Here is a 25165-nt window from a genome sequence, read left to right as displayed (position 1 = left end):
ACCTGATCCCATCCCGAACTCAGAAGTGAAACGAAGCATCGCCGATGGTAGTGTGGCATTCGCCATGTGAGAGTAGGTCATCGTCAGGCACTTAAATAAAGAAACCCCCGTCGCGAAAGCGACGGGGTTTTTTTTATGCTGCATGAAATTCATCTTTCCTTACGCAAAAGAGACAAATTCAGTTCTGGTATATCGTTTATAGCCTTGCGTTGACCTCCAGCTTTCGTGAATATTGTTGATAACAAGTCGCAATAACAATGCCAAGGGAGAGTCAGATGAGCGCAATGAAGACGCCGCTGCAAGCTTTTGCTGATACGGTCCAAAAGCGGGGTAAAGCTGTCGCGATGATCCAGCCGTTGGGCGGAGGAAGGCTCCGAGAGTACAACTGGCTCGACATTCAGGATGAAGCGCTGCGGGTGGCGTCCTATCTACGCGGCCTCAATCTTCCTGAGAAAACCAATATCGCCTTGATGTCAAAGAACTGCGCCGAATGGATTATCGCGGATATCGGCATTTGGATGGCGGGGCATATCAGTGTTCCCCTCTACCCTACTTTGACTTCCACCAGTGTGCGCCAGATCCTTGAGCATTCCGGAGCCCCCGTCCTGTTTGTCGGCAAGCTTGATGTCTGGGACGAGGCGCAGGCTGGGGTGCCGGATGGCATTCACTGTGTTGCCTTTTCGCTTGCTCCCGATGATGCCCGTTCACGCTTTCCTGTGTGGGAGGACATCATTTCTCAGTCCCAGCCTTTGTCTGACCCAGCGGATCCAGCAGCAGAGTCTGTGGCGACGATCATTTATACATCGGGGACCACCGGTATGCCCAAGGGGGTAATGCATGGTTTCGGTAATTTCGCTTTGGTGGGCACCAAGCTGGTTGATGTCTACAACCTGCAGTCCTCTGATCGGATGATCTCCTACCTCCCTCTTTCCCACATTGCTGAGCGCGCAGCTGTCGAGCTTGCATTGATCTATGTTGGGCATGAGATTCACTTTGCCGAGTCTCTTGATACCTTTGCAGACGATATCAAGCGTGCCAGGCCGACCCTCTTCTTTGCGGTGCCGCGTATATGGACCAAGTTTTATCAGAAGGTTGGTGATGCCATGCCCGCGGCCAAGCTAAGGCGCCTTCTGCGAATTCCAATCCTGAACAGGGTCGTCAAGAAGAAGATTCTATCGGCCATGGGCCTGGCAGATTGTCGTATCGCCCTATCCGGGGCGGCGGCGCTCTCTCCAGAGGTGATCGAGTGGTTCAAGCGTCTCGACTTCGAGATTCTTGAGGTGTACGGAATGACCGAAAATATGGCGTGGTCACACACCACTCGCAGCGGCGATCAGCGGGTGGGCTGGGTTGGCCTGCCCAATGATGGAGTTGAGTGTCGTATTGGCGACGGCGGTGAAATTCTGGTTCGCAGTCCAGGTAATATGCTTGGCTATTACAAAGAGCAGGCGCAGACGGACGAAGCATTTGTAGACGGTGGCTGGTTGAGAACAGGTGATGTGGGAGAACTGGACTCTCAGGGGCGGCTGCGAATCACAGGCCGCGTAAAAGAGATCTTCAAGACGGAAAAGGGAAAGTACGTTGCTCCGGCGCCAATTGAAAACCGGCTGGTATCTTTTCCCGGTGTTGAGCAGGCATGTGTGATGGGGCCTGGTCTGCCGCAGCCAATTGCGCTGCTTAATCTTTCTGCTGAGGAAAGTGCGCGACTGGAAAAGGTCGGGCGAGAGGCGTATAGCGAAAGTCTTGGTGAGCTGCTGACAAGGGTGAATAAGGAGCTTGATGCTCACGAAAGACTCCAGTGTTTAGTGGTGGTTCCTGAGATTTGGAGTGTTGAGAATGGTATGCTCACGCCAACGCTGAAGATGAAGCGTAATGAATTGGAGAAGCTCTATGCGGATCGTGTTCCTGAGTGGGCCCGTGGCCGTGGTGTCATCTGGGGCTAATCTGTAGCTATGTTGTCAGTTACTGAGGGCGCTTTTCGGGGCGCCCTCAGTGCGTATAAGGCCGCTTTAAAGTAGCGCGGGAAGGGTTGGTGGATACCGAACTAATTGCTCAGTTGAAAGACGGCGAGTTTCATTCTGGTGAGGCGCTTGGCAAGGCGTTAGATATTTCCCGTGCCGCCGTGTGGAAGCGTATAGAGCGCCTTGCTGCCCTCGGTGTTGATGTGGAGCGAGTCCGTGGCAAGGGGTACAGGGTACCAGGCGGTATCGCACTACTGGATTATGCCCGGCTGAATGACCAGTTGTCGGGAAGTTTCCCTGTGGAAGTGGTGCTCAGTACCGGCTCTACGAATGAAGATGTGGTTGCCCTTTTGCGAGATCGGCAGCAAGCCCCTTTGGCGCTACTGGCGGAGCACCAGTCTGCGGGTCGCGGGCGCAGGGGCAGGGCCTGGTCCTCGCCGTTCGCCACCAATCTTTACCTGACACTGGGCTGGCGCTTTGGCGTTGGGGCGCCACGTCTGGAAGGACTCAGTTTGGCGGTGGGAGTGGTGGTTGCTCAGGCCCTTCAGGCGGCGGGGCTGGGCGGTGCGGTGTCCCTGAAATGGCCAAATGATATATGGGTGGCTGGGCGGAAAATCGGAGGAGTGCTCATTGAGCTTAGTGGAGACCTGGAAGAGGCATGCACGGCTGCCATAGGAATTGGTATTAATGGCCGTCTTGGCACAACAAGTGCCGCTGAAATAGATCAACCTTGGACCGATTTTTACAGAGAGACGGGGCGGACGATGGATCGTACCGAGCTAGCCATAGAGCTTCTGCTGGGGCTGGCTCGAATGCTTAAGATGTTTCCTGCGCAGGGATTTGCTGGCTGGAGGGAACGCTGGGCGGAGTTCGATGCGCTGGCCGGCCGGCCGGTAAGTGTGAGCACCGCGGCGGGCAGCATTCAGGGCGTCGCAGAAGGTGTGGACGGGTCTGGCGCCCTTAGGCTGCGCGTTGATGGTGAGCTAAGGATCTTCCACGGCGGTGAGGCAAGCCTGCGGCCGCGCGATCCCGTGGCGGAGCAAGCTGGGGGGCTGCCAGATGCTCTTTATTGATGTTGGCAATACTGCTTTGAAGTGGCGCTGGGTTGATGCCGGGGGCGTTCGCCAGGGTGATTCAGTGCATCATCGCGACTGGGCATCGCTGCCGGCCCTGATGGATGTCGAGTGGCAGCGGCTGAGCAGAATTGAAGTTGCTTCGGTTGCTGGTAGAGAGGCGGATGCCGCCCTTGCCGCAGTACTCAGGTCGGTGTCACCGGTTGAGCCCCGTTTTTATTATTCACGCAATTGCGATGCGGGGGTGGTCAACGCATATTCCGAGCCCGAAAGGCTAGGTGTAGATAGGTGGTTGGCGGTCATTGAGGGATGGAATCGCTATGGTCCCGTTCTGATCGTAGATTGTGGTAGCGCCCTGACGCTGGATGCAGTCGATAAAGATGGCATGCATAAAGGGGGATATATTGTTCCTGGGCTTGGTATGTTGGAGCGCAGCCTTGTTCAGGGTACAGGCTCGGTCAGGGTGGATTTTGTTGGCGTGGATGACAGTACGGCACCAGGAAGGTCAACCTCGGAGGGTGTGCGCAGAGGGGTTTTGCGTATGACTGTGGCTTTCATCACGGATGCGGTTGTTGCGTTGCGTGAAGGGCTTCCGGATACTGCTCCGGTACTGCTGACAGGAGGCGATGCGGAGCGAGTGGCGCGCCTCCTGACCTTTCCGGTGAAATTGGCGCCTGACCTGGTACTAGATGGCCTTGAACGGGTGACCGCTACTGATACAGGGGTGTATTGACGTTATGAGATGGGTTTTTTTCTCCCTGTTGATTCTGAACGTGGTCTATCTGGTGTTCGCGCTGACTATCAGGGGGGCGACTCCGCCGCAGCCTTCGGTATCCCGGGTGGCCAGTGTTGCACCCGCTTCTCTTGTGCTGCTACGTGAGGCACAGACCCCGATGGCGCCGTCACAGCAGGCGCCCGGCATCCCCCCGCTCTGTCCAGTGGTTGGCCCATGGGAGTCCTATGCAGAAGCGGATCGGGCCATGCAGCCGCTACTCGGAGCTGGCTATCAGGTGTCGCTCGAGCAGGTCAAGGTGGCTCGTGATCGTCTGCAGTGGGTTTATCTGTCTCCAAGTGAAGACAAGGAGCAGGCTCTGCGTCTTTTACGAGAGCTTCAGGCAAAGGGTGTCGATAGTTTCGTTGTCGCGGAGGGGGTGGATGCCAATGCCATCTCGCTGGGCTATTTTAGCAGTGCCGACTCCGCCCGGGGCTTGATGGTGAAGATGCAAACTGCAGGCTATCCGGCGCAGATACGCGAAACATACAGAGAATCGACGGAGTTCTGGCTGCGAGTTGCGGCCAACAGTATTGCAGACGATGGTGCCGCCCTGCGCAGTCTGCTGGCCGCTAATTCGACGTTGACAGGCAACCATGTCGCTTGTGAGTCCCCGGTGCTAATACCGCCTCAAGAAGAAAAACTTTCCCCAGATATGTGAAAGCATTTGCCGCAGCAGGATTCATTCATTAGAATCCGCCATCTTTTACCGGCTGGCGTAGCTCAATTTGGTAGAGCAGCTGATTTGTAATCAGCCGGTTGTAGGTTCAAGTCCTATCGCCAGCTCCATAAAAACAGGCGCTTGCCGCTGCTTCTTGTCAAGAAACGTGTTGACAATGCGGGGCGCCGAAAAGAGAATGTAGGCCCTTTTTTGGAGGGGTTCCCGAGCGGTCAAAGGGATCAGACTGTAAATCTGACGGCTCAGCCTTCGCAGGTTCGAATCCTGCCCCCTCCACCATTAGATGACGTCAGGCAGGATGGCCGACGGGAGTAAAGCCGAAGGATTGGGCGAGCGCAGGCACTGAGTAACGAGTCGCGCGGGTATAGTTCAATGGTAGAACCTCAGCCTTCCAAGCTGATGGCGCGGGTTCGATTCCCGCTACCCGCTCCAGATTCTGTCCGGCGGGCGCGGTGGATAAGCTGGCTCTGCCAGAAAGGTTTTGGCTCATATAGCTCAGTCGGTAGAGCACTTCCTTGGTAAGGAAGAGGTCACCGGTTCAAATCCGGTTATGAGCTCCAAATTCCGGGCCCGGACTCCACGTTCGGGCCCGGTTATGTATGGCGCCAAAGGGGCGTCTGGTGGTCCGGGTCGCTGTAGTGGTTGGCTCTGGTCCGTTTTTCCGGGGCGACTCTGTGCATGTCTCCGGTGCACATTCAGCTGAGAGGTATTTAGTCGTGGCAAAGGGAAAATTCGAGCGTAATAAACCGCACGTTAACGTAGGCACCATTGGTCACGTTGACCATGGTAAAACCACGCTGACAGCGGCGCTGACGAAAGTGTGCGCGGAGACCTGGGGCGGTGAGTTTCGCGCCTTCGACCAGATTGACAATGCTCCTGAAGAGCGCGCCCGTGGTATTACCATTGCGACCTCGCACGTTGAGTATGAGTCGCCGACGCGTCACTACGCGCACGTTGACTGCCCGGGGCACGCTGATTATGTGAAGAACATGATCACTGGTGCTGCGCAGATGGACGGTGCGATTTTGGTGTGTTCCGCTGCTGACGGCCCGATGCCGCAGACCCGCGAGCACATTCTGCTGTCCCGCCAGGTAGGTGTTCCGTACATCGTTGTGTTCCTGAACAAGGCGGACATGGTTGATGACGAAGAGCTGCTTGAGCTGGTTGAGATGGAAATTCGTGAGCTGCTGTCCAGCTACGACTTCCCGGGCGATGACACCCCGATCATCAAGGGTTCTGCGCTGAAGGCACTGGAAGGTGATCAGTCTGACATTGGTGCGCCGGCGGTAGTGAAGCTGGTGGAGACTCTGGACGCCTATATTCCGGAGCCGGAGCGCCCGATCGACAAGCCGTTCATTATGCCGATCGAAGATGTGTTCTCGATTTCCGGTCGCGGCACGGTGGTAACCGGTCGTGTGGAGCAGGGCATTGTTAAGGTAGGTGAGGAAGTGGAAATCGTGGGTATCCGCGACACCACCAAGACTACCTGTACTGGCGTTGAGATGTTCCGCAAGCTGCTCGACGAAGGTCGTGCTGGTGAGAACGTTGGTGTTTTGCTGCGTGGTACCAAGCGTGACGACGTTGAGCGTGGTCAGGTTCTGGCCAAGCCGGGCTCGATCAAGCCGCACACCCACTTTGAAGCTGAGGTGTACGTGCTGAGCAAGGAAGAAGGCGGTCGTCATACCCCGTTCTTCAACGGCTACCGTCCGCAGTTCTACTTCCGCACCACTGACGTGACTGGCGCCTGTGACCTGCCGGAAGGCGTGGAAATGGTAATGCCGGGTGATAACGTCAAGTTGGTTGTGAAGCTGATCAACCCGATCGCCATGGACGAAGGCCTGCGTTTCGCTATTCGCGAAGGCGGCCGTACCGTTGGTGCCGGCGTGGTAGCTAAAATCATCGCTTGATTTGGTGGTTGTTGTCAGTGAAGCCGGGGTGTCAAAGCCCCGGCTTGCTGCGTTTCAACAAAAGGTTACAGGCCCGTAGTTCAATTGGTAGAGCACCGGTCTCCAAAACCGGGTGTTGGGGGTTCGAGTCCCTCCGGGCCTGCCATATTCTTGCTGCCGCTCAGGGCGGCGACAGGGTGTAGCAAATGAGTGAAAGAGCTGAGCAGAGTTCTGCCGGCGCATTGGATGCCGTGAAGTGGGTGCTTGTCACCGCTTTGGTGTTGGTTGCCATCTGGGGTAACGGCTATTACGCAGATGTATCGCCGCTCTATCGCGCGCTGGCTGTAGTTGCTCTGGCGGTGGTTGCCGGGTTTGTTGCGCTGCAGACCGAGCAGGGTCGTGCGTTCAATCAGCTACGCAAAGATGCGTTTGTTGAAATGCGAAAGGTGGTCTGGCCGACCCGTCAGGAAACGTTGCAGACGACTTTGATCGTGCTGGTGTTTGTTGTCATTGTCGCCCTGATTCTGTTTTTCATGGACTGGGTTCTTAACGGTCTGGTGTCTTGGGTGATTGGCTGAGGTAAAGCACATGGCAAAGCGCTGGTACGTCATCCATGCCTATTCAGGTTTTGAAAAGCATGTGAAGCGCTCTCTCGAAGAGCGAATCAAGTTGCATGGCATGGAGGACTTCTTTGGTGAGATCCTCGTGCCGACTGAGGAAGTCGTTGAGATCAAGGCAGGCCAGAAGCGTAAATCTGAGAGGAAGTTTTTCCCAGGTTATGTTCTGGTTGAAATGGACATGAACGATGACTCATGGCACATGGTCAAGGAAACTTCCAAAGTGATGGGTTTTATCGGCGAAGATCCGAAAAAGCCTGGCCGCGTGGCGCCCATTACCCAGAAAGAGGCTGATGCCATCCTGCAGCGAATGGATGATAGTGCTGAGAAGCCGAAGCCTAAAACGCTATTTGAACCCGGTGAAGTGGTGAGGGTCTGCGATGGTCCGTTTGCCGACTTCAACGGTGTAGTCGAAGAAGTGAATTACGAGAAGAGCCGCCTGCACGTGGCAGTGCTTATTTTCGGACGTTCCACTCCGGTGGAGCTGGAGTTCAGTCAGGTAGAAAAAACCTGATTAAAGGTCGTCGCCGAAAGGCGGCATAACGCAACCCTAAGGGGAGCCTTTCGCCTAACCGGGCGAGGCGTTAGAACCCAAGGAGCATAGCATGGCAAAGAAGATTCAGGCCTATGTCCGGCTGCAGGTAAAAGCTGGTCAAGCCAACCCGAGTCCGCCGGTCGGTCCTGCACTGGGCCAGCAAGGCGTGAACATCATGGAATTCTGTAAGTCGTTTAACGCGCAGACACAGAACATCGAGCCGGGTGCTCCTGTTCCTGTGGTCATTACCGTGTACAGCGACCGCTCCTTTACCTTCATCATGAAAACGCCGCCGGCGTCTTTCCTGCTGAAGAAGGCGGCAGGTATTAAGAGTGGCTCCGGGGTGCCGAACAAGAACAAGGTCGGCAAAGTAACCCGCGCCCAGCTCGAAGAAATTGCCAAAGCCAAGCAGCCGGATCTTACCGCGGCTACGTTGGATGCGGCTGTCCGTACTATTGCTGGCAGTGCCCGTGCTATGGGCCTGGATGTGGAGGGCTAAGTCATGGCTAAACTGTCTAAGCGTGCCCGTCTGATCCGTGAAAAGGTCCAGCCTGGCAAACTATATGCGATCGATGAAGCGATTGGCCTGCTGTCCGATCTGTCGACTGTAAAGTTCAAGGAGTCCATCGACGTTGCCGTGAATCTTGGCGTTGATCCGCGCAAGTCGGATCAAAACGTTCGTGGCGCGTCTGTGCTGCCGCACGGCACCGGCAAGACTGTCCGCGTGGCGGTGTTTGCTCAGGGTGCCAATGCTGAAGCGGCCAAAGCGGCTGGTGCAGACGTTGTTGGCTTTGATGATCTGGCCGAACAGGTACAGGGCGGTCAGATTGATTTTGACGTGGTTATTGCTACCCCGGATGCAATGCGTGTTGTCGGTAAGCTCGGCACCATTCTTGGTCCGCGTGGCCTGATGCCGAATCCCAAAGTAGGCACGGTAACTGCCGATGTGGCCACTGCGGTGAAAAATGCCAAGGGTGGTCAGGTGCGTTTCCGTACCGACAAAGGCGGCATTATTCACTGCGCTGTCGGTCAGGTTGGATTTGATGCCAATGCCATCAAGGAGAACGTTGAAGCGCTGCTGGCAGATCTCAAGCGCATCAAGCCATCGACCTCGAAGGGCGTATACATCCGCAAGATTGCTCTTTCCTCGACGATGGGTCCGGGTTTGGCAATTGATATCGCCACGCTGTCTGTCTGATAGTTGGTGCGACATAACGGGCCGGTAGCCTTGCGCTGCTGTCGGCCCAGGACTTTGAAAACTCTGCCTTCGGGCAGATGCGTCAAAGACCACAGGCGCCCGGACGGTTCTCCGGATCGGGCTTAAAAGATCAGCCTGCGCAGGCGCGGTGTGGTTCAGGTTCACTGTGCCCCCGCGATGATAGCGGCAACGCCATCATAAAACGGGTGGTCGGCCATTTTGGCCGATCGTATTAATGAGGAGGTTACACAGTGACTCTTAGACTCGAAGACAAAAAAGAGATCGTTGCTGCGGTGAGCGAAGCTGCCGGCAATGCATTCTCTGCTGTGGTCGCCGACTATCGCGGTCTGACGGTATCCCAGCTGACCCAGCTGCGTGCCAAGGCTCGTGAGCAGAACGTTTATCTGCGAGTGGTTCGTAACACTCTGGCGCGTCGTGCGCTGGAAGGTACCGACTTCTCCCTGCTGAACGATTCACTGGTCGGTCCGAGCATCATCGGTCTGTCAATGTCCGAGGACGATATGGGCGCCGCCGCCCGTCTGTTCAAGGATTTTGCCAAGGACAATGCCCAGCTTGAAATCAAGGTTGGTGCCTATGAGGGCAAATTGTTCGCCGGCGCAGAAATCGATGTACTGGCTGGACTGCCGAACCGCGAACAGGCGCTCACTATGTTGGTGTCCGTGCTGCAGGCTCCGGTATCCAAGCTCGGCAGATTGCTGACCGCGCTGAAAGAAGAGAACGAATCTCAGGCTGCCTGATCGCCGCCTGAATCACACCTGATTAAGAGATGGAGAAAGACCATGGCAATGTCCAAAGAAGATATCCTGAATGCTGTTGCTGAACTGTCCGTGCTGGAACTGGTTGAGCTGATTTCTGCATTCGAAGAGAAGTTTAACGTTTCTGCTGCTGCTGTTGCTGTTGCTGCTGCGCCGGGTGCTGGTGCTGCCGCTGCTGAAGAGCAGACCGAGTTCAACGTTGTGCTTACCGGTTTCGGCGATAAGAAAGTCGGCGTGATCAAGGCAGTTCGTGAAGCTACTGGTCTGGGCTTGAAAGAAGCCAAAGACATGGTAGAAGGTGCTCCAGCAGTCGTGAAGGAAGGCATCTCCAAGGCCGACGCGGAAGAGCTGAAGAAGAAGATCGAAGAAGCCGGCGGCACCGCCGAGCTGAAGTAAGCGCGAATGCGCTTGTCTTTCCGGCTTATACGGGAAGACAGGGGCTGGCAGCCGTTTTCGGCTGCCAGCTTTTTGTCGTTTTTGCAGTAAGTCGTTAACGCAGTAACCGGTTAACGCACCTGGATAGCAACACGATGTCGCCAAGTGGCGATGTAGCAACCGCCGAGGAACGCAGATGGCATACTCATTCACTGAGAAAAAGCGGATCCGCAAAGATTTCGGCAAGCTCCCGACTGTGATGGAGGTTCCGTACCTTCTCGCAATCCAGCTTGACTCCTATCGCAAGTTTTTGCAGCAGAGCCAGCCGGCCGACCAGCGCCTCGAAGAAGGTCTGGAGGCTGCTTTCCGTTCGGTATTCCCGATTTCCAGCTATTCGGGTAATGCGGCACTGGAATATGCGGGTTATGAATTGGGCAAGCCGGTGTTCGACGTTAAGGAATGTATCCTGCGCGGCGCCACCTACGCAGCTCCTCTGCGTGTTCGCATCCGCTTGATGATCTATGACCGTGAGTCCTCCGGCGCGATCAAGGATATTCGCGAGCAGCAGGTGTACATGGGCGAAATACCGCTTATGACTGATAACGGCACCTTCGTTATCAATGGCACTGAGCGAGTGATTGTGTCTCAGCTGCACCGTTCTCCGGGCGTGTTCTTTGATCACGACAAAGGTAAGACCCATAGCTCGGGTAAGCTGTTGTACTCTGCTCGAATTATTCCTTACCGTGGCTCCTGGCTGGATTTCGAATTTGATCCGAAGGATCAGGTGTTTGTTCGTATTGATCGTCGTCGCAAACTGCCGGCGACTATCCTGCTGCGTGCGCTGGGTTACACCGCCGATGAAATTCTGGCGATGTTCTTCGATACCAACGAGATTATTCGCGACGGCTCCAGCTACAAGATGCGCCTTATTGCGGAGCGACTGCGTGGCGAGACGGCGACCTTCGACATTATGGCCGGTGATAAGCTGGTGGTTGAACGCGGCCGTCGTATTACAGCGCGTCATATCCGTGATTTGGAAAAAGCCAATATTGAGTTTCTTGATATTCCGGCGGAGTACCTGCACGGTAAAGTCCTTGCCCGGTCTGCGGTCAATGAATCCACTGGTGAGGTATTGTTTGAGTGCAATACCGAGATTACCGCTGATGTGCTGGTCAATCTCGAAAAGGCCGGCGTAACCGCATTCGAAACTCTGTATACCAACGATCTGGACAATGGCCCGTTCATGTCAGATACGTTGCGTGCTGATCCAACCCGTAGCCAACTCGAGGCGTTGGTGGAAATCTATCGGATGATGCGTCCGGGAGAGCCTCCGACCAAGGAGGCGGCCGAGAACCTGTTCAAGAATCTGTTTTTCACTGAAGAGCGCTACGATCTCTCTGCTGTAGGCCGGATGAAATTCAACCGTCGCCTTGGGCGGGAAGAAGAGAAAGGCGCCGGCATCGTTTATGACGGCCGTTATTTCTCTCTGCGCACCGACGAGGAAGGAAAGCAGTACTTTAATCACATTGGCGACGGTGTTTCCGACATCATCGATGTGCTTCGCACGTTGGTAGACATTCGTAACGGTAACGGCATCGTTGATGACATTGATCACCTCGGCAACCGTCGTGTCCGTTCTGTTGGCGAAATGGCAGAAAACCAGTTCCGCGTTGGTCTGGTGCGGGTTGAGCGCGCTGTTAAGGAGCGTCTCAGTTTGGCCGAGTCTGAGGGCTTGATGCCACAGGACTTGATCAACTCGAAGCCGGTGGCCGCTGCCGTAAAGGAGTTCTTCGGCTCATCCCAGCTCAGTCAGTTCATGGATCAGAATAACCCGCTTTCTGAGGTTACTCACAAGCGTCGCGTATCCGCACTCGGCCCAGGTGGCCTGACTCGTGAGCGCGCTGGCTTCGAAGTCCGTGATGTGCACCCGACTCACTATGGTCGCGTATGTCCAATCGAGACGCCGGAAGGCCCGAATATTGGTCTGATCAACTCGTTGGCGACTTATGCTCGCACCAACGATTACGGTTTCCTTGAGTCGCCTTATCGTAAAGTTGTTAATGGTCAGGTAACCAATGACATTGAGTATCTGTCAGCGATTGAGGAAGCGGAGTGTGTAATCGCGCAGGCCGACTCCAAGGTTGATGGCAATGAAAAATTTGTTGATGAGTTTGTCACGGTTCGCCATCGCAACGAATTCACCATTATGCAGCCGTCCCAGATTACCCATATGGACGTTTCGCCGCGTCAGGTGGTGTCCATTGCAGCCTCGTTGATTCCGTTCCTGGAGCACGATGATGCTAACCGTGCATTGATGGGTGCCAACATGCAGCGTCAGGCGGTGCCGACGTTGATCACCGAAAAACCGCTGGTCGGTACCGGTATCGAGCGCCATGTAGCGCGCGACTCCGGTGTTTGTGTGGTGGCTCGGCGTGGCGGTGTAATCGACAAGGTAGACGCGTCGCGGATCATTGTTAAGGTCAATGATGCTGAAATCGCTGAAGGCGAAGCCGGTGTTGATATCTACAACCTGACCAAATACACCCGCTCTAACCAGAATACCTGTATCAATCAGCGTCCATTGGTGAAGATTGGTGACACGGTTTCGGGGGGTGACATTTTGGCAGATGGTCCTTCCACCGATATGGGTGAGCTGGCCCTTGGCCAGAACATGCGCATAGCCTTTATGCCGTGGAATGGTTACAACTTCGAAGACTCGATCCTGATTTCTGAGCGGGTGGTTAAGGAAGATCGCTTTACTTCCATCCATATTCAGGAGCTAAGCTGTGTCGCTCGTGACACCAAGCTTGGACCGGAAGAGATTACTGCTGATATTCCGAACGTAGGTGAGGCGGCGCTAGCCAAGCTGGACGAGTCTGGCATTGTCTACGTCGGCGCTGAAGTAATCGCCGGCGACATTTTGGTGGGCAAGGTCACTCCCAAGGGCGAGGCCCAGCTTACTCCGGAAGAGAAGCTGTTGCGTGCGATCTTTGGTGAGAAGGCCTCTGACGTAAAAGATACCTCCCTGCGCGTTCCGTCTGGCGTCAAGGGTACGATCATTGACGTTCAGGTGTTCACCCGTGACGGCGTCGAGAAAGACGACCGTGCCCGGCAGATTGATCAGGCCCAGCTTGAGCAGTTCCGCAAGGATCTCAAAGACGAGTACCGGATTCTTGAGCAGGATATTCTTGAGCGTTTGCGCAAGCAGTTGCTGGGTCGCAAGGTAAACGGTGGTGCCGGCCTGAAGCGCGGCGCCGAGCTTACCGCAGACCTTCTTGCCGAGATGAATGCGGAAAAGATTTTTGAACTGCGGCCGGCTGAGGATGATCTGGCTGAACAGCTTGAACGCGCTCAGCAGTACCTGGAAGCGCATAAGCGCGAACAGGAAGAGCGCTACAAGGACAAGCAGGGCAAAATTTCTGCTGGTGACGACTTGGCTCATGGCGTTTTGAAGGTCGTTAAGGTTTACCTGGCAATCAAGCGTCGCATTCAGCCTGGCGACAAGATGGCAGGTCGTCACGGTAACAAGGGTGTGATCTCGGTGATCATGCCGGAAGAAGACATGCCCTATGATGAGCATGGCGTTCCGGTAGATATCGTGCTGAACCCACTTGGCGTACCGTCACGGATGAACATCGGTCAGGTTCTCGAAGTGCACATGGGTCTTGCCGCCAAAGGTCTTGGCGAGCGTATCGAAGCGATGCTTGCTGAGCAGCGTAAGGTCGCAGAGATTCGTGAGTTCCTGGACAAGATCTATAACGGCACGGCGATCAGCTTGCGGAAGGAAGACTTGAAGAGCTTCTCCGACGCGGAAGTGTTGGAGCTGGCAGCTAATCTGGTCGGTGGTGTGCCGATGGCGACACCGGTATTCGATGGCGCCAAAGAAGAAGAGATCAAGGATCTTCTCAAACTGGCCGGTCTGAATGCATCGGGTCAGATGGAGCTGTGGGATGGCCGTACCGGGGACAAGTTTGATCGCTCGGTGACAGTTGGCTACATGTACATGCTCAAACTGAACCACTTGGTGGATGACAAGATGCACGCGCGGTCGACGGGCTCTTACAGTCTTGTTACCCAGCAGCCGCTGGGTGGTAAGGCTCAGTTCGGTGGCCAGCGGTTCGGTGAGATGGAAGTCTGGGCTCTGGAGGCGTACGGCGCGGCCTACACGCTTCAAGAAATGCTTACGGTCAAGTCTGATGACGTTAATGGCCGTACCCGGATTTACAAGAACATCGTTGATGGTGATCACCGGATGGATCCGGGTATGCCCGAATCCTTCAATGTGTTGCTGAAGGAAATTCGCTCCCTCGGTATCAATATCGAGCTTGAAAGCGAATAAACGGATATCTGGATTAACGTACGTTTTTGCGAGCATTAGCTCTGCATGGAGGACTGGCCTTGAAAGACTTGCTGAATCTTCTGAAAAGTCAGGGACAAGTCACTGAGTTTGACAAACTCAAGATTGGTCTGGCACCGCCGGACCTGATTCGGTCCTGGTCGTTCGGTGAAGTGAAAAAACCGGAGACCATTAACTATCGTACTTTCAAGCCAGAACGTGATGGCTTGTTCTGTGCGCGCATTTTTGGTCCGATCAAGGACTATGAGTGCCTGTGCGGTAAGTACAAGCGTCTCAAGCACCGTGGTGTGATCTGTGAGAAGTGTGGCGTTGAAGTCACGCTGACCAAGGTTCGTCGTGAGCGCATGGGCCATATTGAGCTAGCCAGTCCGGTGGCGCATATCTGGTTCCTGAAGTCATTGCCGAGCCGTATTGGTCTTATTCTTGATATGACCCTGCGTGATATCGAGCGCGTGCTGTACTTCGAGTCATTCGTCGTTGTTGAGCCTGGCATGACCAGTCTCGAGAAAGGCCAGCTGCTGAATGATGAAGAGTACTACGAAGCTCTGGAGCAGTTCGGTGACGAGTTCGACGCACGTATGGGTGCTGAAGCTGTCCAGTATCTGCTAGCTGACCTGGATCTGGATCAGGAAGTGAAGCAGCTGCGCGAAGATATCGATGCTACCGGTTCCGATACCAAGCTCAAGAAGCTGTCCAAGCGTCTGAAGATCATTGAAGCATTTGCTACTTCTGGCAATCGTCCAGAGTGGATGATCTTTAATGTGCTGCCAGTGCTGCCGCCGGATCTGCGTCCGCTGGTACCGCTTGATGGTGGTCGTTTCGCCACTTCGGACCTGAATGATCTGTACCGTCGGGTGATCAACCGTAACAACCGTCTTAAGCGTCTGCTGGAGCTGTCTGCGCCAGATATTATTGTGCGCAACGAGAAGCGCATGCTGCAGGAAGCTGTAGATGCTCTGTTGGATAATGGCCGTCGTGGCCGTGCCATCACCGGCACCAACAAGCGTCCGCTGAAATCTCTTGCCGATATGATCAAGGGTAAGCAGGGTCGTTTCCGTCAGAACCTGCTGGGTAAGCGAGTCGATTACTCCGGCCGTTCGGTGATCGTGGTAGGTCCTACCCTGAAGCTGCATGAGTGTGGTCTGCCTAAGAAAATGGCGTTGGAGCTGTTCAAGCCGTTCATTTTCGCCAAGCTGGAAGCCCGTGGTATTGCTACCACTATCAAGGCTTCCAAAAAGATGGTTGAGCGGGAAACTGCTGAAGTCTGGGATATCCTCGCTGAGGTAATTCGCGAGCATCCAGTGATGCTGAACCGGGCCCCCACTCTTCACCGTCTTGGTATTCAGGCATTTGAGCCGGTCCTGATTGAAGGTAAGGCGATTCAGCTTCATCCGCTGGTTTGCGCGGCGTTCAACGCTGACTTCGACGGCGACCAGATGGCGGTGCACGTACCGCTGACTCTGGAGGCGCAGCTTGAAGCTCGAGCCTTGATGATGTCGACTAACAACATCCTGTCTCCGGCCAGTGGTGATCCGATCATCGTGCCGACTCAGGACGTTGTACTTGGTCTTTACTACATCTCCCGCGACCGCGTTAATGCGCAGGGCGAGGGTATGGTGTTCGCGGATACCAAAGAAGTTAGCCGTGCTCTGGGTAGCAAGCAGATTCACCTGCATGCCCGAATCAAGGTGCGTGTGGATGAAACCGTGCGTGACCAGGAAGGCAATGAGTACCAGCGTACTTTCATCGCAGATACCACTGCCGGCCGTTGCAAGCTTTGGGAAGTAGTGCCGAAGGGCATCGCTTTTGAAATGGTGAACCAGCCGATGACCAAGAAATCGGTCTCTCGTCTGCTTAACCAGTGCTATCGCGTATTAGGCACCAAGCACACCTGTATTTTTGCTGACCAATTGATGTATCTCGGTTTCCGCGAAGCAACCTACTCCGGTTCTTCAGTGGGCATCGAAGATATGGTCATCCCGGAAGCCAAGAAGGAAATTCTTGGTAAGGCAGAGGATGAGGTTCGCGAGATTGAGGAGCAGTTCGCTTCAGGTCTGGTGACTCGTGGTGAGCGGTACAACAAGGTTGTCGATATCTGGTCACGTACCAATGACGTGATTGCGAAAGCGATGATGGACAACTTGAAAACTGAAATGGTTCTGAATGCCAAAGGCGAGCAGGAAGAGCAGGGTTCGTTCAACTCGATCTGGATGATGGCGGACTCAGGCGCTCGTGGTTCTGCAGCGCAGATTCGTCAGTTGGCGGGTATGCGTGGTCTGATGGCGAAGCCGGACGGCTCCATTATTGAGACTCCTATTACCTCGAACTTCCGTGAAGGTCTGAACGTACTGCAGTACTTTATTTCCACCCATGGTGCTCGTAAGGGCCTGGCCGATACCGCGCTGAAAACCGCGAACTCCGGTTATCTGACTCGTCGTTTGGTGGATGTGGCTCAGGATCTGGTGATCACCGATCCAGACTGCGGCACCGAGCAGGGCCTGTTGATGACCCCGCTCATCGAAGGCGGCGACGTGGTCGAGCCGCTGCGTGAGCGTGTGCTTGGTCGCGTGGTGGCTCGTGATGTGGTTAAACCAGGCACTGATGATGTGCTGGTGGCAGCCGGAACGTTGCTTGATGAGATCTGGGTCGACAAGCTTGAAGGTCTGGGCGTAGACGAAATCTTCGTTCGTTCGCCGATCACATGTGAGACTCGCTGGGGCGTTTGCTCCTCTTGCTACGGCCGCGATTTGGCCCGTGGGCATCAGGTCAATATCGGTGAAGCGGTTGGCGTAATCGCAGCCCAGTCCATCGGTGAGCCGGGTACCCAGTTGACCATGCGGACTTTCCACATTGGTGGTGCTGCTAGCCGAGCGTCTGCGGTGTCTAACATTCAGATTAAGCATGGCGGTAAGGTTCGCCTGCACAACATGAAGTTTGTTGAGCACAAGTCTGGTCTGGTGGTGGTATCCCGTTCCGGCGAGCTGGCTGTGGCCGATGAGCTAGGTCGCGAGCGCGAGCGTTACAAGGTGCCATATGGTGCGGTGATCACCGTCAATGAGGGTGAGCACGTAAACGGTGGTCAGATAGTCGCGAACTGGGATCCTCACACCCACCCGATTATTGCCGAGTCTGCTGGTAAGGTGCAGTTCGGTGATATCGAAGAGGGTCTGACGGTTAACTACCAGACCGACGAGCTGACCGGCCTGACCAATATCGTCGTCATGGACGTCAAAGACCGTCCGCAGGCTGCAAAAGATTTGCGACCGGTGGTGCGTCTTATGGATGCCAAAGGCAAGCAGGTGACTGCGCAGAACAATGATGCTCCGGTGCAGTACCTGCTGCCGGCGGGCGCGATTACTGCGCTCAGTGATGGCGCACAAATCGCTATCGGTGATGTTGTTGCGCGTATTCCGCAGGAGTCCTCCAAGACCCGAGACATTACTGGTGGTCTGCCGCGTGTTGCCGATTTGTTCGAGGCTCGCCAGCCGAAAGAAGCGGCCATTCTGGCGGAAAAGACCGGTGTGGTCTCTTTCGGCAAGGAAACCAAAGGCAAGGTTCGTCTGGTTATTACCCCGGCCGACGGTGCTGAGGTCCATGAGGAGTTGATCCACAAGTGGCGCCAGCTGAACATCTTCGAAGGGGAGAGTGTAGAGCGCGGCGAGGTTGTTTCTGACGGCCCGCTGAACCCGCACGACATTCTGCGTCTGCTCGGCGAGGCTGAGCTGGCCCGTTACATTGTTAACGAGGTTCAGGAGGTCTACCGCCTGCAGGGTGTGAAGATCAACGACAAGCACATCGAGACGATTATTCGTCAGATGCTGCGCAAGGTGGAAATCACCGAGGTTGGTGAGTCTTCCTTCATCAAGGGCGAGCAGGTTGAATATGCCCGCCTGATGGAGGAGATCGAGCGTCTCAAGGCAGAGGACAAGATGCTACCCCGTGGCGAGCGCCTGCTACTGGGTATTACCAAGGCTTCCTTGGCCACCGAGTCGTTTATCTCCGCTGCTTCCTTCCAGGAAACCACCCGAGTATTGACCGAAGCCGCTGTGACCGGCAAGGAAGATGATCTGCGTGGCCTGAAAGAGAACGTGGTTGTTGGCCGTCTGATCCCGGCGGGTACCGGTTATGCCTACCATCAGGAGCGCCGTCGCAAGCGTGAGATGGCCAAGGCGCCGGAACTGCCGACCATGGATGAGCTGGAAGCCCGTCTCGCAGAAGAACTCAGCAACTCGGAAGAGGGCTGACGGGATTGGTCTGGCACCTTGACTCGGTGCCAGACCGCTCCTACAATCGCCGACCCTTGAGGTAGTGTGTCCGGTTCTGTATCCGGTCAGTTGTTAGTTACCTCATTACTTATTTGCAAGCTGGAGTGTCAGGTTCATGGCAACCGTAAATCAGCTGGTGCGCAAGCCGCGTCAGAGCAAGGTAGAAAAAAGTGACTCCGTGGCCCTGCAGGGCTGCCCGCAACGTCGAGGCGTCTGCACCCGGGTCTACACCACCACCCCGAAGAAGCCGAACTCGGCTCTGCGTAAGGTTTGCCGTGTGCGCCTGACCAATGGCTATGAAGTTAGCTCCTATATTGGTGGCGAAGGCCATAACCTGCAGGAGCACAGCGTTGTGCTGATCCGCGGTGGCCGGGTGAAAGACCTGCCGGGTGTGCGTTATCACACCGTGCGCGGCACTCTGGATGCAGCTGGTGTGAACGGCCGCATGCAGCGCCGCTCGAAGTACGGCGCCAAGCGTCCGAAGAAATAAATTGCTGCCGGCCTGTCCGGCTGCAATCAAGCGTTAACAGACGCCCGGTAGCCTTTGCAGGCTTCCGGGCGCTGACAATTCAAACTACCGCAATTTTTATTGCGGCGGGATGAGTAAGGCCGGGTACCCTTTCCTGATGAGGGGGTTGTCCCGGATAACCCTGAAGACATCCCCGCCATGGCGGGGGTATATGGAGCATCCAACATGCCAAGACGTCGCGTAGCCGCGAAGCGGGAGATCCTTCCGGATCCCAAGTTCAATAGCCAGCTGCTGGCTAAATTCATCAACCACGTTATGGAGTCCGGCAAAAAGTCGGTCGCCGAGCGTATCGTTTATGGTGCCCTGGAAATCGTTCAGGAGCGCAAGAAAAGCGAGCCGATGGAGTATTTTGAAAAGGCTTTGGACGCCATTCGTCCTGTGGTCGAAGTAAAATCTCGTCGTGTCGGTGGTGCCACCTATCAGGTGCCAGTAGAAGTGCGCCCGAGTCGTCGTACCGCACTGGCCATGCGCTGGTTGGTCGATTACGCCTCCAAGCGTGGCGAGAAGAGCATGGCCGCCCGTCTGGCTGGCGAGATTATGGACGCCGCTGAGGGTAAGGGCGCCGCGATCAAGAAGCGTGAAGACGTACACCGTATGGCAGAAGCAAACAAGGCGTTCTCGCACTACCGCTTCTGATAATTCGCCGACATTACGAGGATATTTATCGTGGCCAGAAGAACCCCCCTGTCGCGTTACCGCAATATCGGTATCAGCGCGCACATTGATGCCGGCAAGACTACGACCACCGAGCGTGTTCTGTTCTATACCGGTGTATCGCACAAGATTGGTGAAGTACATGATGGCGCGGCCACCATGGACTGGATGGCGCAGGAGCAGGAGCGTGGTATTACTATCACCTCTGCGGCGACAACCTGTTTCTGGTCCGGCATGGACAAGAGCTTCCCGGAGCACCGCGTCAACATCATTGATACCCCAGGGCACGTAGACTTCACCATTGAGGTGGAGCGTTCCATGCGTGTTCTTGATGGTGCAGTGATGGTCTACTGCGCCGTCGGTGGCGTTCAGCCGCAGTCAGAAACCGTATGGCGTCAGGCCAACAAGTACCGGGTTCCGCGTCTTGCGTTCGTCAACAAGATGGATCGTACTGGCGCCAACTTCCTGCGCGTAGTCGAACAAATGCGTACTCGTTTGCAGGCCAATGCCGTTGCCATGCAGCTGCCGATCGGTCAGGAAGACGAGTTCAAGGGCGTTGTTGACCTTGTGAGCATGAAGGCGATCTGGTGGAGCGAGGACGACAAGGGCGTTACTTTTGAGTTGAAAGATCCGCCGGCGGAAATGATGGCGGCCTGTGAAGAGTGGCGCGAAAAGCTGGTTGAGTCCGCAGCGGAAGTTAACGAAGAGCTAATGGAGAAGTATCTCGGCGGTGAAGGCCTGACCGAAGATGAAATCCATAAGGCGATCCGTGCCCGTGTGTTGGCCAGCGAGATCGTTCCGGTGTTCTGCGGCTCGGCGTTTAAGAACAAGGGCGTGCAGGCCATGCTGGACGCGGTTATTCGCTACCTGCCAGCCCCGGACGACGTTGAAGCTATTCGTGGCGAGCTGCCGAATGGCGAGCTGGCCGAGCGTAAGTCTTCCGACGACGAACCGTTCTCTGCGCTGGCGTTCAAGATCGCCACTGATCCGTTCGTTGGTTCGCTGACCTTTATTCGAGTTTACTCGGGTGTCCTGAACTCTGGGGACTCGGTACTCAATGCAACCAAAGACCGCAAAGAGCGAGTTGGCCGTCTGCTGCAGATGCATGCGAACAACCGGGAAGAGATCAAGGAAGTTCGCGCTGGTGATATCGCTGCCTGTGTGGGCATGAAGGACGTTACCACTGGTGAAACTCTGTGTGCTTTGGATAAGCCGATTATCCTTGAGCGAATGGAGTTCCCGGAGCCGGTGATTTCCGTTGCGGTTGAGCCGAAATCCAAGTCGGACCAGGAAAAAATGGGCCTCGCCCTTGGTCGTCTTGCCCAGGAAGACCCTTCGTTCCGTGTTCGCACCGATGAAGAGTCCGGTCAGACCATTATTTCCGGTATGGGTGAGTTGCATCTGGATATTCTTGTTGATCGTATGAAGCGGGAGTTCAACGTGGAGGCCAACATCGGTGCTCCGCAGGTGGCTTACCGCGAAACCATCCGCAAGTCGGTCGAGCAGGAAGGAAAGTTTGTTCGCCAGTCTGGTGGTCGTGGCCAGTACGGTCACGTATGGCTGCGTATTGAGCCCCAGGAGCCGGGTGCCGGCATCGACTTTGCTTCCGAAATTGTCGGTGGCGTGGTGCCGAAGGAATACTTTGGCGCGGTCGAGAAGGGTGTTCGTGAGCAGCTGCAAAACGGTGTGATTTCCGGCTTCCCGGTGGTGGATGTCAAGGTCACCCTTTATGACGGTTCCTACCACGAGGTGGACTCGAACGAAAATGCCTTCCGTATGGCTGGCTCCATGGGCGTAAAAGAAGGTGCCCGCAAAGCGAGTCCGGTAATCCTTGAGCCGATCATGAAGGTTGAGGTGGAAACACCAGAAGACTACATGGGCGATATCATGGGTGACCTGAACCGCCGCCGTGGTTTGGTGCAGGGTATGGAAGACATGATGGGTGGTTCGAAATCCATTCGTGCCGAGGTGCCGCTTTCCGAAATGTTTGGTTATGCCACCAGCCTGCGCTCCATGTCCCAAGGTCGTGCGACTTTCTCCATGGAGTTCACCAAGTACAGCGAAGCGCCGAATAACGTCGCTGAGCAAATCATCAAGAAGCACGGCTGATTCGTCAGCCGTCCAACCTGAGACAGAGGTAAATAGTCGTGGCAAAGGGAAAATTCGAGCGTAATAAACCGCACGTTAACGTAGGCACCATTGGTCACGTTGACCATGGTAAAACCACGCTGACAGCGGCGCTGACGAAAGTGTGCGCGGAGACCTGGGGCGGTGAGTTTCGCGCCTTCGACCAGATTGACAATGCTCCTGAAGAGCGCGCCCGTGGTATTACCATTGCGACCTCGCACGTTGAGTATGAGTCGCCGACGCGTCACTACGCGCACGTTGACTGCCCGGGGCACGCTGATTATGTGAAGAACATGATCACTGGTGCTGCGCAGATGGACGGTGCGATTTTGGTGTGTTCCGCTGCTGACGGCCCGATGCCGCAGACCCGCGAGCACATTCTGCTGTCCCGCCAGGTAGGTGTTCCGTACATCGTTGTGTTCCTGAACAAGGCGGACATGGTTGATGACGAAGAGCTGCTTGAGCTGGTTGAGATGGAAATTCGTGAGCTGCTGTCCAGCTACGACTTCCCGGGCGATGACACCCCGATCATCAAGGGTTCTGCGCTGAAGGCACTGGAAGGTGATCAGTCTGACATTGGTGCGCCGGCGGTAGTGAAGCTGGTGGAGACTCTGGACGCCTATATTCCGGAGCCGGAGCGCCCGATCGACAAGCCGTTCATTATGCCGATCGAAGATGTGTTCTCGATTTCCGGTCGCGGCACGGTGGTAACCGGTCGTGTGGAGCAGGGCATTGTTAAGGTAGGTGAGGAAGTGGAAATCGTGGGTATCCGCGACACCACCAAGACTACCTGTACTGGCGTTGAGATGTTCCGCAAGCTGCTCGACGAAGGTCGTGCTGGTGAGAACGTTGGTGTTTTGCTGCGTGGTACCAAGCGTGACGACGTTGAGCGTGGTCAGGTTCTGGCCAAGCCGGGCTCGATCAAGCCGCACACCCACTTTGAAGCTGAGGTGTACGTGCTGAGCAAGGAAGAAGGCGGTCGTCATACCCCGTTCTTCAACGGCTACCGTCCGCAGTTCTACTTCCGCACCACTGACGTGACTGGCGCCTGTGACCTGCCGGAAGGCGTGGAAATGGTAATGCCGGGTGATAACGTCAAGTTGGTTGTGAAGCTGATCAACCCGATCGCCATGGACGAAGGCCTGCGTTTCGCTATTCGCGAAGGCGGCCGTACCGTTGGCGCCGGCGTGGTAGCTAAAATCATCGCTTGATGAAAAAAAAGAGAGGGTAGGCATTGCGCTGCCCTCTCTTTACCACTACAATTCGCGCCCTCTCGGCCCTACAAGCCGGGAAAGGCTAGACCAACCGAGGCATCGTTCTCGGGCAAGATCGCAGACTCACCGCCACCGCAAGGTTGGTTGGTAGGGTTTTTTTGCCATCTTTAGCATGGTTCGTTACACGTTCGGAGTTTGTTAGCTATGGCTAACCAAAGAATTCGCATCCGGCTCAAGGCATTTGATCATCGTTTGATTGATCAGTCTGCCCAGGAGATCGTAGATACCGCAAAGCGTACCGGTGCCCAGGTAATGGGACCGATTCCGCTGCCGACCCGCAAGGAGCGGTTTACGGTGCTCGTCTCTCCGCACGTCAATAAAGACGCGCGGGATCAGTACGAAATTCGTACCCACAAGCGCTTGGTAGATATCGTGCAGCCTACGGATAAGACCGTAGACGCACTGATGAAACTAGACCTGGCGGCTGGTGTGGACGTGCAGATCAGCCTGGGTTAATCCCGGTTCTGGTCAGCTCGGCTTGAAGACAGACAACGAGCGGGTGTTCCCGCGATAAGTTGTGCAGAGGTAGACAATGGCGATTGGTGTAGTCGGTCGAAAATGCGGGATGACCCGCGTGTTCACTGAGGATGGCAACAGCATCCCGGTGACCGTGATTGAAGTGACGCCGAACCGTGTGAGTCAGGTAAAGACTGCTCAGACGGATGGCTATGACGCGGTGCAGGTAACTGTGGGCGCTCGTCGCGCTTCCCGTGTCACTGCCGCGCAGGCGGGGCATTTTGCCAAGGCTGGCGTAGAGGCGGGTCGTACGGTGCGGGAGTTCCGCGCTGATGCTGGAGATCTGGTGCCTGGTGCATCGATCGCGGCAGATCTGTTTCAGGCGGGTCAGATGGTGGATGTTACTGGTGTGTCCAAGGGGAAGGGGTTCCAGGGTGTTGTGAAGCGCTGGAATTTCTCCATGCAGGATGCCACTCACGGTAACTCTCTGTCGCATCGTGCGCCGGGTTCCATCGGCCAGAACCAGACCCCGGGTCGCGTGTTCAAAGGCAAAAAGATGGCTGGCCACATGGGTGCCGAGCGAGTCACTGTCCAGAATCTGGAAGTGGTTCGCGTGGATGCAGACAAGAACTTGCTGCTGGTCAGGGGTGCGGTGCCCGGTGCTACCGGTTCCGACCTGGTTGTCCTGCCTGCAGTCAAGGCCAAGGCCTGAAAGAGGAATAGAGGATGAATCTCAATACTGCCTCTGGAGGAACTGTGACCGTTTCTGAGGTCGCCTTCGGCAAGGATTTTAATGAGCCCCTGGTTCATCAGGTGGTCACTGCGTATCTGGCTGGCGCCCGTCAGGGTAGCAAGGCGCAGAAGACTCGTTCTGATGTGCGTGGTGGTGGCAAAAAGCCGTGGAAGCAGAAGGGTAGTGGTCGCGCCCGTGCTGGTACCATCCGTAGCCCGCTTTGGCGTGGCGGCGGTGTGACCTTTGCAGCGGTGCCGCGTGATCACTCCCAGAAAGTGAACCGCAAAATGTACCGCGGTGCGCTGCAGTGCATCATGGCTGAGTTGATTCGTCAGGAGCGTTTGGTGGTGGTGGATGAGTTCGCCATTTCCGAGCCGAAGACTCGCGCTCTGCTGGATAAGTTGAAGTCGCTTGGTTTGAGCAACACGCTGATTGTGACTGGTGAGGTGGACGAGAACCTGTTCCTGTCTGCTCGCAACCTGCCGCGTGTTGATGTGCGTGATGTGAATGGCGTTGATCCTGTCAGTCTGATCGCATTCGAAAAAGTGCTGATCACTGTTCCGGCGCTGAAGAAGCTTGAGGAGGCGTTGGCATGAACAAGGCGCGCATTTTCCAGGTGCTGCTCGCTCCGCATGTCTCCGAAAAGGCGACCGTGGCTGCCGAGAAAGGCAATCAGTTTGTATTTCGCGTAGCCGGCGATGCCGACAAGCGTGAAATCAAGGCTGCTGTTGAAGCTCTCTTTGAGGTCAAAGTCAAAGATGTGCGGACGCTGAACGTGAAGGGCAAGAGCAAGGTGTTTGGTCGTCTGCAGGGTAAGCGCAGCGATTGGAAGAAAGCCTATGTCTCGCTCGAGGCTGGTCAAGACATTGACTTCCTGGCTGTTGAGTAAGGAAGGGAG

21 protein-coding genes, 5 tRNA genes and 1 rRNA gene are annotated in these 25165 nt (G+C 55.6%); all 27 read left to right on the top strand.

Annotated elements, in window-relative coordinates; all coding sequences use genetic code 11:
• Positions 1 to 89: ribosomal RNA gene (gene rrf / locus J1C54_RS12110) — 5S ribosomal RNA — on the top strand; the annotation flags it as partial.
• Between the two features lie 186 nt (positions 90 to 275).
• A complete protein-coding gene (locus tag J1C54_RS12105) occupies positions 276 to 1943 on the top strand; it encodes an AMP-binding protein (RefSeq protein ID WP_229148160.1) in 1668 nt (555 codons plus the stop codon).
• Positions 1944 to 2032: 89 nt separating this feature from the next.
• Entirely contained in the window at positions 2033 to 3034 is a 1002-nt protein-coding gene (locus J1C54_RS12100) for a biotin--[acetyl-CoA-carboxylase] ligase (RefSeq protein ID WP_229148137.1), read from the top strand.
• Positions 3021 to 3767 (top strand): type III pantothenate kinase, encoded by a 747-nt coding sequence (locus tag J1C54_RS12095; RefSeq protein WP_229148100.1) that lies wholly within the window; start codon positions 3021 to 3023, stop codon positions 3765 to 3767. The genes J1C54_RS12100 and J1C54_RS12095 overlap by 14 nt, the downstream gene beginning before the upstream one ends.
• Before the next feature lie 4 nt (positions 3768 to 3771).
• Positions 3772 to 4467, top strand: coding sequence for an SPOR domain-containing protein (locus J1C54_RS12090; RefSeq protein WP_229148099.1), 696 nt, complete (start codon positions 3772 to 3774; stop codon positions 4465 to 4467).
• A gap of 51 nt (positions 4468 to 4518) precedes the next feature.
• A tRNA-Thr gene (locus J1C54_RS12085) sits at positions 4519 to 4595 on the top strand.
• Positions 4596 to 4679: 84 nt separating this feature from the next.
• Positions 4680 to 4764 (top strand) — tRNA-Tyr (locus J1C54_RS12080).
• Between the two features lie 79 nt (positions 4765 to 4843).
• A tRNA-Gly gene (locus tag J1C54_RS12075) sits at positions 4844 to 4917 on the top strand.
• Positions 4918 to 4969: 52 nt separating this feature from the next.
• Positions 4970 to 5045: transfer RNA gene (locus J1C54_RS12070), tRNA-Thr, on the top strand.
• Between the two features lie 156 nt (positions 5046 to 5201).
• Positions 5202 to 6392: an elongation factor Tu gene (gene tuf, locus J1C54_RS12065; protein WP_229148074.1), complete on the top strand. Its 1191-nt coding sequence runs from the start codon at positions 5202 to 5204 to the stop codon at positions 6390 to 6392.
• 69 nt (positions 6393 to 6461) lie between these two features.
• Positions 6462 to 6537: transfer RNA gene (locus J1C54_RS12060), tRNA-Trp, on the top strand.
• A gap of 40 nt (positions 6538 to 6577) precedes the next feature.
• A complete protein-coding gene (gene secE, locus J1C54_RS12055) occupies positions 6578 to 6949 on the top strand; it encodes a preprotein translocase subunit SecE (RefSeq protein ID WP_229148096.1) in 372 nt (123 codons plus the stop codon).
• A gap of 10 nt (positions 6950 to 6959) precedes the next feature.
• On the top strand, positions 6960 to 7502 hold the full coding sequence (gene nusG, locus J1C54_RS12050) for a transcription termination/antitermination protein NusG (protein ID WP_229148094.1): 543 nt from the start codon (positions 6960 to 6962) through the stop codon (positions 7500 to 7502).
• A gap of 91 nt (positions 7503 to 7593) precedes the next feature.
• Positions 7594 to 8022, top strand: a complete 429-nt coding sequence (rplK, locus tag J1C54_RS12045) for a 50S ribosomal protein L11 (RefSeq protein WP_229148091.1) — start codon at positions 7594 to 7596, stop codon at positions 8020 to 8022.
• A gap of 3 nt (positions 8023 to 8025) precedes the next feature.
• A complete protein-coding gene (rplA, locus tag J1C54_RS12040) occupies positions 8026 to 8721 on the top strand; it encodes a 50S ribosomal protein L1 (RefSeq protein WP_229148088.1) in 696 nt (231 codons plus the stop codon).
• A 251-nt stretch (positions 8722 to 8972) separates the two neighbouring features.
• The gene (gene rplJ, locus J1C54_RS12035; RefSeq protein ID WP_229148086.1) at positions 8973 to 9479 is read left to right on the top strand and encodes a 50S ribosomal protein L10; all 507 of its coding nucleotides are present in this window, start codon (positions 8973 to 8975) and stop codon (positions 9477 to 9479) included.
• A 42-nt stretch (positions 9480 to 9521) separates the two neighbouring features.
• Complete coding sequence (rplL, locus tag J1C54_RS12030) at positions 9522 to 9893, top strand: 50S ribosomal protein L7/L12 (protein ID WP_229148084.1); 372 nt, start codon at positions 9522 to 9524, stop codon at positions 9891 to 9893.
• 175 nt (positions 9894 to 10068) lie between these two features.
• Positions 10069 to 14211, top strand: coding sequence for a DNA-directed RNA polymerase subunit beta (gene rpoB / locus J1C54_RS12025; protein WP_229148083.1), 4143 nt, complete (start codon positions 10069 to 10071; stop codon positions 14209 to 14211).
• A gap of 59 nt (positions 14212 to 14270) precedes the next feature.
• On the top strand, positions 14271 to 18473 hold the full coding sequence (gene rpoC, locus J1C54_RS12020; protein WP_229148082.1) for a DNA-directed RNA polymerase subunit beta': 4203 nt from the start codon (positions 14271 to 14273) through the stop codon (positions 18471 to 18473).
• A gap of 136 nt (positions 18474 to 18609) precedes the next feature.
• Positions 18610 to 18984 carry a 30S ribosomal protein S12 gene (rpsL, locus tag J1C54_RS12015; RefSeq protein ID WP_229148081.1) on the top strand — a complete coding sequence of 125 codons (375 nt, stop codon included), beginning with the start codon at positions 18610 to 18612 and terminating at the stop codon, positions 18982 to 18984.
• Between the two features lie 204 nt (positions 18985 to 19188).
• Entirely contained in the window at positions 19189 to 19659 is a 471-nt protein-coding gene (rpsG, locus tag J1C54_RS12010; RefSeq protein WP_229148077.1) for a 30S ribosomal protein S7, read from the top strand.
• A gap of 30 nt (positions 19660 to 19689) precedes the next feature.
• Complete coding sequence (gene fusA, locus J1C54_RS12005; protein WP_229148075.1) at positions 19690 to 21786, top strand: elongation factor G; 2097 nt, start codon at positions 19690 to 19692, stop codon at positions 21784 to 21786.
• 38 nt (positions 21787 to 21824) lie between these two features.
• The gene (gene tuf / locus J1C54_RS12000) at positions 21825 to 23015 is read left to right on the top strand and encodes an elongation factor Tu (protein ID WP_229148074.1); all 1191 of its coding nucleotides are present in this window, start codon (positions 21825 to 21827) and stop codon (positions 23013 to 23015) included.
• A 207-nt stretch (positions 23016 to 23222) separates the two neighbouring features.
• Positions 23223 to 23534, top strand: a complete 312-nt coding sequence (gene rpsJ, locus J1C54_RS11995; protein WP_229148073.1) for a 30S ribosomal protein S10 — start codon at positions 23223 to 23225, stop codon at positions 23532 to 23534.
• Positions 23535 to 23610: 76 nt separating this feature from the next.
• Entirely contained in the window at positions 23611 to 24246 is a 636-nt protein-coding gene (rplC, locus tag J1C54_RS11990; protein WP_229148072.1) for a 50S ribosomal protein L3, read from the top strand.
• 14 nt (positions 24247 to 24260) lie between these two features.
• On the top strand, positions 24261 to 24863 hold the full coding sequence (gene rplD / locus J1C54_RS11985) for a 50S ribosomal protein L4 (protein ID WP_229148071.1): 603 nt from the start codon (positions 24261 to 24263) through the stop codon (positions 24861 to 24863).
• A complete protein-coding gene (rplW, locus tag J1C54_RS11980) occupies positions 24860 to 25156 on the top strand; it encodes a 50S ribosomal protein L23 (RefSeq protein ID WP_229148070.1) in 297 nt (98 codons plus the stop codon). The genes rplD and rplW overlap by 4 nt, the downstream gene beginning before the upstream one ends.
• Positions 25157 to 25165 lie beyond the last annotated feature (9 nt).

Origin of the sequence: Alcanivorax sp. 1008, assembly GCF_020667895.1 — a bacterium.
Classification (GTDB): Bacteria; Pseudomonadota; Gammaproteobacteria; order Pseudomonadales; family Alcanivoracaceae; genus PGZG01.
This window is presented reverse-complemented; position numbering and strand designations above follow the sequence as displayed.